The organism is uncultured Campylobacter sp. (assembly GCF_937949835.1).
GTDB lineage: Bacteria > Campylobacterota > Campylobacteria > Campylobacterales > Campylobacteraceae > Campylobacter_B.
The window spans coordinates 1-10,037 of sequence record NZ_CALEDC010000078.1 but is presented as its reverse complement, the minus strand read 5'-3'; the positions used below and the strand labels follow the sequence as shown (position 1 = coordinate 10,037).

At 48.0% G+C, this 10,037-nt stretch carries 9 protein-coding genes; 2 read left to right on the top strand and 7 right to left on the bottom strand.

Annotated features, from left to right (window positions below; genetic code table 11):
• Positions 1-142 precede the first annotated feature (142 nt).
• From Q0256_RS01740 to Q0256_RS01710, 7 genes are read right to left on the bottom strand one after another with little or no spacing between them, the layout of a single operon-like run.
• On the bottom strand, positions 143-1,966 hold the full coding sequence (locus Q0256_RS01740; RefSeq protein ID WP_297959526.1) for a sulfatase-like hydrolase/transferase: 1,824 nt from the start codon (positions 1,964-1,966) through the stop codon (positions 143-145).
• Positions 1,967-1,981: 15 nt separating this feature from the next.
• The gene (locus Q0256_RS01735; RefSeq protein WP_297959525.1) at positions 1,982-2,758 is read right to left on the bottom strand and encodes an undecaprenyl-diphosphate phosphatase; all 777 of its coding nucleotides are present in this window, start codon (positions 2,756-2,758) and stop codon (positions 1,982-1,984) included.
• A complete protein-coding gene (thiE, locus tag Q0256_RS01730) occupies positions 2,745-3,359 on the bottom strand; it encodes a thiamine phosphate synthase (RefSeq protein ID WP_297959524.1) in 615 nt (204 codons plus the stop codon). The genes Q0256_RS01735 and thiE overlap by 14 nt, the downstream gene beginning before the upstream one ends.
• A complete protein-coding gene (locus Q0256_RS01725) occupies positions 3,352-3,888 on the bottom strand; it encodes a hypothetical protein (RefSeq protein WP_297959523.1) in 537 nt (178 codons plus the stop codon). The genes thiE and Q0256_RS01725 overlap by 8 nt, the downstream gene beginning before the upstream one ends.
• A gap of 59 nt (positions 3,889-3,947) precedes the next feature.
• Positions 3,948-4,688, bottom strand: coding sequence for a basic amino acid ABC transporter substrate-binding protein (locus Q0256_RS01720; RefSeq protein WP_297959522.1), 741 nt, complete (start codon positions 4,686-4,688; stop codon positions 3,948-3,950).
• Positions 4,689-4,699: 11 nt separating this feature from the next.
• A complete protein-coding gene (locus Q0256_RS01715) occupies positions 4,700-5,428 on the bottom strand; it encodes an amino acid ABC transporter ATP-binding protein (protein ID WP_297959521.1) in 729 nt (242 codons plus the stop codon).
• The gene (locus Q0256_RS01710; protein ID WP_291940149.1) at positions 5,421-6,083 is read right to left on the bottom strand and encodes an amino acid ABC transporter permease; all 663 of its coding nucleotides are present in this window, start codon (positions 6,081-6,083) and stop codon (positions 5,421-5,423) included. The genes Q0256_RS01715 and Q0256_RS01710 overlap by 8 nt, the downstream gene beginning before the upstream one ends.
• 169 nt (positions 6,084-6,252) lie before the next feature.
• Between Q0256_RS01710 and putP the strand changes: the two genes are divergently transcribed.
• Both putP and Q0256_RS01700 read left to right on the top strand, forming a co-directional pair.
• Positions 6,253-7,761 carry a sodium/proline symporter PutP gene (putP, locus tag Q0256_RS01705; RefSeq protein ID WP_297959520.1) on the top strand — a complete coding sequence of 503 codons (1,509 nt, stop codon included), beginning with the start codon at positions 6,253-6,255 and terminating at the stop codon, positions 7,759-7,761.
• Positions 7,754-9,067, top strand: coding sequence for a DUF2130 domain-containing protein (locus tag Q0256_RS01700; protein WP_297959519.1), 1,314 nt, complete (start codon positions 7,754-7,756; stop codon positions 9,065-9,067). The genes putP and Q0256_RS01700 overlap by 8 nt, the downstream gene beginning before the upstream one ends.
• Positions 9,068-10,037: the final 970 nt, after the last annotated feature.

Below are 10,037 nucleotides of genomic sequence, written 5' to 3'. Positions count from 1 at the left end.
GAGAAATTTTACTGCATAGCCCGTGGCAGCGAAAATATGCGGCCGTGCGAAAGCTAAATTAGGACGCGAGCGCTTACGATAAGAGTGCAAATTTTAAGAGGTGAAATTCTGCCTCCTCAAAAGACGCAAAATTTCACCGAATTTACTCGCCGAATTCCTTCTGCAGCCTATAAACCTTATCGTAATCGACCCCCTCGATGATGCGCGGGCGCGAGGCGTTGAAATCGGCGTTTATCACCGAGCGAGTGGGATCGTACTCGGATAGGTCGGTCATCTCTAAAATTTCTGCAATCGCGTGGATGAGATCGTCGTTCAAAAACGGCCTATTTTTGGCTGCGGCGATGCGCGCCCAAAGATCAGCGTTTTGCTCTTTGAACTTATCCGACGCCATGAAAATCAGCGGGATTTCGAGCGTGAAGCGGTTGATGCCGCCGTGGATCAGCTTGCCGCGGTATTGATAAAGGCTCTGGGCGTGGTCGCTGAAATAGACTATCAGCGTGTTGTCGCTTGCGAAAATTTTATAAATTTCGCTCACGATAAAATCGTTGTAAGCCACGGTATTTAGGTAGTGCGCAAGTTCTTTTTTTTGCCCGTCGTCTAACGGCTCGCGCGAGATGTCCGCAGCGCTAAATTTAGCAAAGCTTTTTGGATAGCGAAACTCGTAGCTCGGGTGCGAGCCCATCAGATGAAGGATGAAAAATTTATCCTTCATCTGCGCGCCGCCCACCTCTGCGGCGGAGCTTTCGTCCTTGCGCGCAAGGGGCGATTTTCTTGCGCCCGATTTGAAATTTTTTATACTAGGAAGCATAACTTCGTCGAGCGAGTAGGCGTATTTGTAAACCGGGATCTGGTTCGTAAAGTCCGAGTGATCCGTCATCTGCGCGCTCGCGCCGCTTGCGACCGCCCACTGCCCGTAGCGCTCCTGGTTGCTGATCCAAAAGGTCTCGTAGTTTGCGAGCCGCGCGAGATTTACGATGTCGAGGTTGGCGCTCCACGGGCGCTGCTTTTCGCTCTCGTAATTTCCGAAATTTAGCACGTATTTTAGCACGTCGTTGGTCTTGGCACCCGGCGAGACGACGTCGCTAAAAGCGATTAAATTTCCGCTTCGCTCAAGCGCTTGCAGATTCGGTGTGGTGGGCAGATAGTAGCCGTATAGGCTCATAAAATTTCGCTGCAGGCTCTCTCCGATGATAAAAACGACGTTTGAGATGCGGTTTGGCGTGGTTTTATGCGAATGTGAGGCGTAAATGCTTTGGTATCCGGCTTGCAGCTCGCGCACGCTTTTAAAATCGGCGCCGAAATAATCCTTCGTAACGAAAGCAAAGTTATAAATCGGAATTTTATTCAGTGCGATTATGATGCTGGCGCGCATTTTCGAGCTTTTGGCTACGTAGCTTTTAAACGCCGCATGCGCGATAAAAACGAGCAAGCTAAGCAAAAAGGCTAGCTTTATCGCGCGACATAGCTTCATTCGCGCTCGCTGGCTCACTCTAAGCCTAAGAGCGGCGATGACGAAAATTAAAAGCGCCAAAAAAGCCGCGATAAGCTTAAAATTTAAAAACGCATGCGCGAACTCAAAGGCCTCCTTGGGCGTCGTTTGCACTAGCGCGTCCAGCGTGCCGTGTGAGTAGGTAAGCTCCAGGCTAAAGATCAAAAAAATCTGAGCGATCGCGAAGATTACGTTTAGCGCCAATAGCGCAAAGGCGAGAATTTTATATAGCCTGGCGCTATAAAAGCTAAGCGCGTAAAGCGCGAAAAAAAGTATCGTCACGCCGCAGATCGCAGATACCGCGAAAAACAGCGCCTGCGCAGAGAGCAGCTCGCCGCCGCGCGCGATAAGAAGCAACCCGAGCGCTAAATTTAATACCAAAACTAGCGTGTATGCGTTTAGCACCGCGCCGTCAAATACCGATAGGAGGCTGAATTTGTTTTTTAAAAATGCGCCGATATTTTTTACGAGGCTCATGAAATTCCTTGCGTATTAAAATACAAATATGAAAAATGCGATGCCGATTAGAATTCTATAAATTCCAAACGGGATGAAATCAAACTTCGAAACGAAGCTTAGAAATAGCTTGATTGCCGCAAGCGCCACGACGAACGCCACTGCGCCGCCTACGAGAAAGATCGTGATATTGTCGGAGTTTTGCACGAAGGTGTCTAAATTTTTATAAGTGTCGTAAAAAGTCGCCGCAAACATCGTAGGGATCGCGAGTAGGAAGCTAAAGCGCGCGGCTAGATTTCTGCTTAGCCCGCACAAAAGCCCTGCGATGATAGTAGCGCCGCTGCGCGAAGTGCCAGGCACCATCGCAAAACATTGCGAAAGCCCGATGATGAAGGCCTGAACGTATGAAATTTGATCCAGATGCTCCAGCTCGTCCTCTCTCGGGCGCGCCTTGCGAAAGAGCTCGACTGCGATAAAAATAATGCCCCAACCGATCAGCGCGTAGGCGACGGTCTGCGGCGCGAATAGCGATTTGATGCTTTTATAGAGCAAAAAGCCAATCGCGGCTGTAGGGATGAAGCCCACGATGAGCTTGCACCAGAGCTTAAAATCGACTAAAAGCCGCTTATAAAACATCGCCACGACCGCTAAAATCGAGCCTAGCTGGATAACGACCTCGAAGCATTTAAGCGTGTCGGTCTGCTGCAGGCCCATTAGTTTCGCAGCTAGGATCATGTGCCCGGTCGAGCTTACGGGTAGAAACTCCGTCAGCCCCTCAACGATGCCTAAAATCACGGCGTCAAATATATTCATCCATTTTTCCCTTTAAATTTGCTAAATTCTGAGTGATCGAAGCGGGCCTGTAGATCGCCTCTACCATCGCGATATAATCGGGCTTCAGGGCTAAAATTTCATTTAAATTTTCTAAGCTTATCCCGCCGATTACGGCGATTGGGAGGTTTAAAGATTTTCGCGCCTCTTGCACGAGCGCATCGGGGCAAAGCGGCGCATCAGGCTTTGTCTTGCCGCGCCTGAGCGAGCCGAAGGCTACGTAGCTAGCGCCCTGCGCTTCAGCCTTTTGCGCGCGAGCAAGATCAGCATAGCAGCTAACGCCGACGATCTTATCCGCGCCTAAAAACTCGCGCACCTGCGCCGCCTCACCGTCGTCCTTGCCGATATGCACGCCGTGCGCGCCAAGCTTTTTGGTAAGCGCCGCATCGTCGTTGATAATGAGTTTGGCGCCGTAATCTTCGCAAAGACCGATGAGAGAGCGGATTAAAGCTTCATCCTGCGCGGCGAGCTTGCTGCGGTACTGCACGAGCTTTACGCCGCAGCGCAAAATCTCATCTATCTGCGAAAAGATAGTTTGCGGCGGCGTTAAGACATCGTCGCTAAGTGCGTAAATTTCACTCATCTATCTTTTTCGGCATCGGCGCGCCGTTTAGAATGCAGTTGGTAACATCCCAAAATTTTGTGCTATACATTCCGCGCTTAGCCTCTTTGGCTTCCTCGGCGGCTTTTAAAAGAAGTTCACTATCGTCGGTTGTCGGCACGGCAAATCCCGCCGCCACTAGGTCCAATCGCAGATTGCTTTTAGGATCGCTTGCGTCGCAGACATAGGCGTCATTGCCGCGATCGATTAAATTTACGTAGTAGCGCTTGCCAGGTTTTATCACGGACTCGAGAGCTTTTTTATATTCTTTGTCGAATTTCCTTAGCTCCTTGGCGTCCGTTATGCACCTAGAAGCGCCCGCGGCGATTATGTTTAAATTTTTTAAGTCGCAGGGAAAGAAACGATCTTTTTGAGCCTTTCTGAAGGTAAAAACGAAGCTTCTACCGTCATTGCCAAGACCTGCAAACGCAGCGATGCCGTATCTGTCTTTTTGCTCCGCAAAGCTCTGCGTGCAGAGCAAAATCGCAAGTGCTAAAAATATCTTTTTCATAGGATTCCTCTTGGGCGGCGCAAATTCTATGAGAGGAATTTGCGCCTAAATTTTGCGGATTATTTTAAATTATACTTTTCCAAAAGCTTTTCGTAGCTTCCGTCCTTTTTCATCTCCTCAAGCGCTGCGTTAAATTTAGCTAGCAGCTCGGGATATTTGCCCTTATCAAATGCGATCGAAAAGCCCTCGCTGCCGTCGGATTCTTTAAAAAATGCGGTTAGATCGTCGTTTTTCTTAAGATATTCGTAGCCCACGGACGAATCCACGCAAAGCGCATCGATCTTTTTGTTCTTCAGCGACATAACGGCTACAAAAACGTTCTCCGTAGCGCTAACTTCGGCGCCTTTGATATCTCTGATCGCAAGCTCTTGAATGGTGCCTAGCTGCGCGGCAAGGCGCTTGCCCTGCAGATCTGCCTTAGAATTTAACGAGCTATCGTCCTTGCGCTTGACATATAAATTTTCGACCTTGTAGTAAGGAGCCGTGAAATCGATCGCCTTTTTGCGAGCCGGCGTCGCGCTCATTCCCGAGGCGATCATATCGATTTTGCCGCTTTTAATCGCAGGTATCAGCCCGTCAAAGCTCATATTTAAAATTTCATATTTCACGCCCGCGCGCTTTGCAAGCTCGGCTACCAGATCCATATCAAAGCCGGTAACCTTGGAGTTTTCATCCACAAACTCAAACGGCGGATACTCGGCGTTCGTGCCTACGATAAGCGTATCTTTGGTGATGTCTTTAGCGACTAGCGAACCGCAAAGCAAAGCGCCCGCAACTAAAAATCTCATAAATTTTTTCATTTCCCTCTCCTTTAGTGGTTTAAAATTTTATTTAGAAATTCTTTCAATCTCGGATTTTGCGGATTTTCAAATACGTTTTTAGGCGTATCATCCACAGCGATCTTGCCGCCCTCCATAAAAAAAATCCTATTTGCGACATTGCGTGCAAAGCCCATCTCGTGCGTTACCACAAGCATCGTAATGCCCTCTTTGGCAACCTCTTTCATTATGCCTAACACCTCGCCTATCATCTCGGGATCTAGCGCCGAAGTTGGCTCGTCGAATAAAATCACGTCCGGATTTACCGCCAAACTTCTAGCGATTGCGATGCGTTGCTTTTGCCCGCCGCTAAGCTTGTGCGGATAAGTATAGGCCTTATCGCTAAGACCGACCTTTTGCAGCAGCTCCTCTGCTTTTGCGTAGGCTTGTTCTTTAGTATAAATGCCCGCTTTTATGGGCGCTAGAGTTAAATTTTCCAGCACGTTTTTATTTGCAAAGAGGTTGAAATGCTGAAACACCATGCTTACCTTGCGGCGAATTTTATTAATATCAGTGTGCTTATCGGTAATATCCTCGCCGTCTATTTTAATAGTGCCGCTGCTTGGAATTTCAAGCAAATTTAAGCAGCGCAAAAAGGTCGATTTACCACCGCCGCTTGGACCGATGATCGCTACGATATCGCCTTTATTTATGGTCTTTGAAATTCCTTTTAGCACCGATAAATTGCCGTAGGATTTGGTTAAATTTGATATTTCAATCATTGCGGTTTAACCTACTTTCTAGCATTTTTACTAAAAACGAGAAAAATTTCACGCTTGCATAGTAAAGCACTGCGGCAAAAAGTATCGGCTGGACGGTATAAAGCGCAGCCTGCATGCTTTTTGAAAAAAACGTAAGATCGGTAATTGCTACGAGGCCCACGACCGAGGTCTCTTTAAATAGGCTAATAAACTCATTTGCAAGCGCAGGCAGGATATTTTTTATCGCCTGCGGAAAGACGATCTCTTTCATTGCCGTGCCGTAGCCTAGCCCCATCGCACGCGCGGCTTCCATCTGTCCGCGATCGACGCTGTTTATGCCGCTGCGCACGATCTCCGCGACGTAGGCGGAGCTATTAAGCCCCAGCGCAAAGATCGCAGCTGCGATATTATTGCTCCACGTAGCAAAGATAATAAACACGAACACCATCAGCTGGATAACGATTGGAGTTCCGCGGATGATGTCTACGTATTCGTCGATAATGAAGCTTAAAAATTTATTGTTTAGAAATTTTAAAAATGCCAGCATAAATCCTAATGCGATACCGATCACGATGCCGCCGGAGGTCAAAATAAGAGTGATGCCGTAGCTTTTGGCGTATGAAATTTTTTGCGCTTCGCTCAGTTCGGGATAGGTGAAATAAAGTCCCACGGCGATTACAGTCAAAACAAATACGACCTTTAAAATTTTCTCGTTCAACCAAGGCGCCTTTTTCTTAAAATTTAAACGGCAAGAATACTAAAATTTCGTTAAAATCTGGCTAAATTCCGAAAGTAAAATTTTATTTGAAATAGAGTAAAATTAGCTTTTTTAAAAGGAGGCAACGATGAGCTTTTGGACCTATTGCGCAATCGCGATATATTTCGGCGCGCTTATTTTTATAGGTAGGTATTATTATGACAAGAATGCGAGCTTAAGCGAGTATCTGCTCGATAATCGCCGCCTGGGTCCTTTCGTAACGGCGCTTAGCGCTGGCGCTAGCGATATGAGCGGCTGGATGCTTTTGGGAGTGCCGGGCGCGATGTTTGCGACGGGGATTTGCAATATCTGGATAGCTCTAGGGCTTTGCGTGGGCGCGTGGTGCAACTATAAATTCCTTGCCAAAAGGCTTAGAATTTACACCGAGGTAGCAAGCGACAGCGTCACGATCCCAGATTTTTTAGAAAACCGCTTCAAAGACCATACCAAAACGCTTCGCATCATCTCGGGGCTTTTGATCATCATATTTTTTACGCTCTATGTTAGCAGCGGCATCATCGCGGGCGGCAAGACCTTTGAGAGCTTTTTCGGGCTAAATTTCACCTACGGCGCGATCGCTACAATCTTAATCGTCGTGTTTTATACCTTTTTCGGCGGATTTAAGGCCGTCGCGATTACTGACGCATTTCAGGGCGCACTGATGTTTGCGGTGCTTATTTTGATCCCTCTGTTTTCTTACCGCGCGCTACAGATCCCTGCGGACAGCTCCTTTTTGGCACAGGTGCGGCTCTACGGCGCGAGCCACCTCGATCTATTTTACAATCAAAGCTTCTTAGGCGTTTTGGGTCTGCTTGCTTGGGGGCTTGGATACTTCGGACAGCCGCACATCATCGTGCGCTTTATGGCGATTAGAAGCTCGCGCGAGCTTGATAGCGCGCGCCGCATCGGAATTTCGTGGATGGTGCTAGGTCTTGCGGGCGCGATGCTTAGCGGTCTGATCGGCTTTGTCTATTTTTCGCAAAAAGACCTTAGCATAGACGATCCCGAAAAAATTTTCCTAGAGCTCGGTAAAATTTTCTTTCATCCGTTCATCCTAGGCGTGATAATCTCTGCGGTGCTGGCGGCGATTATGAGCACCATCTCAAGCCAGCTTTTGGTAAGCGCTAGCGCGGTTACTAAGGATTTTATCTTCGCGTTTTATAAAAAAGAGGTGAGCGAGCGCACGCAGACGCTAAGCAGCCGCATCGCCGTCGTGATCATCGCCGCGGTCGCCGCGATCTTGGCGTTCGGCTCAAACGATACGGTGCTAAACGTCGTCGGAAACGCTTGGGCGGGATTTGGCGCGAGCTTTGGAGCGGTGCTGCTTTTCAGCCTGTATTCTAAAAAAATGAGCGCGCTCTCTGCTTTAGTAGGTATGCTCGTAGGTGGTATCACGGTCATTTGCTGGATATTATCGGGGCTTTCGGCGGTCGTTTATGAGCTGCTGCCAGGCTTTTGCTTTTCGGCGCTTGCGATACTGCTCGTAAATCGCTACAACTCCGTGCTCGATAAGATGGCGGATGAGCCCAATGCCGCGCAAATTTCGCAGGAATTTGAAAAGATGAAAGAGCAGAGTTTGGGAAGCAAAAATGGCTAACGTAAAGTGCCCGCACTGCGGCTCTTTGATCGATATAGACGAGGCGCTGCAGCGCGATATCAAGGCCAAATTTGAAGATGAAATTTTGCAGCAGAAGCGAAAGTGGCAGCAGCAGCAAAACGAAGCTACGCTTAAATTTGAAGCCGAGATCGCCGCTAAGCGCGAGGAGTACGCGAAGCATCTGGCGCAGCTGCAAGCGAAGGAAAACGCCTTCGAGCAGCGCGTAAAAGCGGCGACCGATTCTGCGCTAAACAGCGAGCGGGAGAAAATTTTAGCGCTCGCAAAATCTCAGATCGAGAGCGAAAATGCGGCGAAATTTGAAATTTTACAAAAGGAGCTGCAAGAAAAATCGCAAAGAATTTCCGAGCTAAATTTAATAAAGGCCGAAATGGAGGCGCAAAAGCGCAAATTTAGCGAGCTTGAGGCTGAGAACAAAGCCAAATCCGAGATCGAGCTAACCAACCGCGTAAACCAAGAGCGCGAGCGACTAACGAAACAAATTTCGCAGGAAAACGAGCTGAAATTCCGCCAAAAGGATGAGCAGATCCAAAGCCTAATCGGCCAAATAAACGAGCTCAAGCGCCGCTCGGAGGTGGGCTCGCAGCAGCTTCAGGGCGAGGTGCAGGAGCTCGCGCTGCAGGAGTATCTGCGGCTAAATTTTCCTTTGGACGATATAGATGAGGTCAAAAAGGGCGCGCGCGGCGCAGATTGCGTGCAGATGGTGCATACGAGGGAGTTTGTGGGCTGCGGTAAAATTTTATACGAGAGCAAGCGCACGAAGAGCTTCGAGCCCAAATGGATCGACAAACTCAAAGACGATATGATAGGCGAGGGCGCGCAGATCGGCGTTATCGTCACCGAGCAGATGCCGCCTCACAGCCCTAGGCTGCATCAAGCGCCGAGCGATGCTAGCATCTGGATCTGTTCGTTTGAGGAATTTAAGGGGCTTTGCGCCGTCTTGCGCGAACACGTCGTGGCGCTTGCGTTTGCCAAAAGATCGGGGCAAAATCAAGATAGCAAAACGGCGATGCTCTACGACTATCTGACCTCGCCCGAGTTTGCAAACCAGATAAAGACGATCGTATCGGCATTCGTCGGCATGCAGGAGAGCCTAAACAAGGAGCGCAACGCGATGGAGCGTATCTGGAAACAGCGCGAAAAACAGATCGCGCGTGCGCGAGATGGCGCGATCGCGATGCACGCAAGCATCAGAAGTATCGCCGGAAGCGGCGTAGCGCAGCTGGAGGACGTCGATGAAATTTTAAGCCTCGAGGCGATTGCGGCGGAGGGCGAAGCGGAGGATTAGGCTTAGATCGGCTTGGCTCTGCGCGGCGCGAAGCTAGAATTTGCATAAGTAGCATAACGCTCGGCTTCGAGACGGCGTGAGATTAAAATTTTTCAAAATAATGCGGTATCTGTCTATGATAGAGTGGCACTAAAATTTTGTGAGATATCAAGTAGCAGTTTTGGCGCTAAAAATTTTGTCTATAAATTTTACTCCGATAGCGGCATTGCTTACGTGGCGACGGAATTTTGTTTTGAAATTTCATCTCAGCAAATACGCTTGCGGTGGCGCAAAAATCGTTTGCTAAATTTCTATTTTGATAAAACTGAGTTACTGCCACGATAAGAATGCTATTCTCGTAAAATTTATTGACTAGATATGCCCGAGGCCATAAAATTCGTTTAAAAATTTATGACGAGCGTTTTCGAAAAGGTTCGCATCAAAGCTCTCGTAAGGTTTCTTGCTAAAATTTGTCGCAAAGATTTTGCACAAAAATCCTAGGCAAAGCATTATGCTGGATTTACATAAATTCGCAGTAAGTCTGCGCGTCAAATTTACATTAAAATCAGTGGCTAAAGTTTTTGCTAAAGCTCGCGCTAAAATTCATGGCAGAATTTTAAAATTTCGCTTTACCGCGCCGTGAAAATTCTAAAATTTTGGTTCGCAAAATTCATAAAAATTTATAAAATTTTTCAAAATTCTATCGTCAAAATTTTAAAATTCCTAACCTTTTCAAAATAAATTTTAAATTTCGCAAACTCCCTTGCCATAGCTATTTGCGTGGCAAAATTTTATCGCGCAAAAGCGCTTGTTGCCAATCGTTAACCGCCCCCTTATAATTCCGCAGTCGTTTTACGTACGGGAGTTTTGCACGCACAAGGTTCGTTTTGCATGCCATAGCCGCAGGCGTGGACGCGTCGCGCTAAAGGGGTGTGCGCCTTAGCATCTCTTAGTGTTTCGACACGTTTTGGCGCTTTGCTGCGTCATAGCA

Excerpts from the sequence above, each read along its gene's own strand:
- Q0256_RS01740 (WP_297959526.1), bottom strand. The coding sequence starts at position 1,966 with ATGAGCCTCGTAAAAAATATCGGCGCATTTTTAAAAAACAAATTCAGC.
- Q0256_RS01735 (WP_297959525.1), bottom strand. The coding sequence starts at position 2,758 with ATGAATATATTTGACGCCGTGATTTTAGGCATCGTTGAGGGGCTGACG.
- thiE (WP_297959524.1), bottom strand. The coding sequence starts at position 3,359 with ATGAGTGAAATTTACGCACTTAGCGACGATGTCTTAACGCCGCCGCAA.
- Q0256_RS01725 (WP_297959523.1), bottom strand. The coding sequence starts at position 3,888 with ATGAAAAAGATATTTTTAGCACTTGCGATTTTGCTCTGCACGCAGAGC.
- Q0256_RS01720 (WP_297959522.1), bottom strand. The coding sequence starts at position 4,688 with ATGAAAAAATTTATGAGATTTTTAGTTGCGGGCGCTTTGCTTTGCGGT.
- Q0256_RS01715 (WP_297959521.1), bottom strand. The coding sequence starts at position 5,428 with ATGATTGAAATATCAAATTTAACCAAATCCTACGGCAATTTATCGGTG.
- putP (WP_297959520.1), top strand. The coding sequence starts at position 6,253 with ATGAGCTTTTGGACCTATTGCGCAATCGCGATATATTTCGGCGCGCTT.
- Q0256_RS01700 (WP_297959519.1), top strand. The coding sequence starts at position 7,754 with ATGGCTAACGTAAAGTGCCCGCACTGCGGCTCTTTGATCGATATAGAC.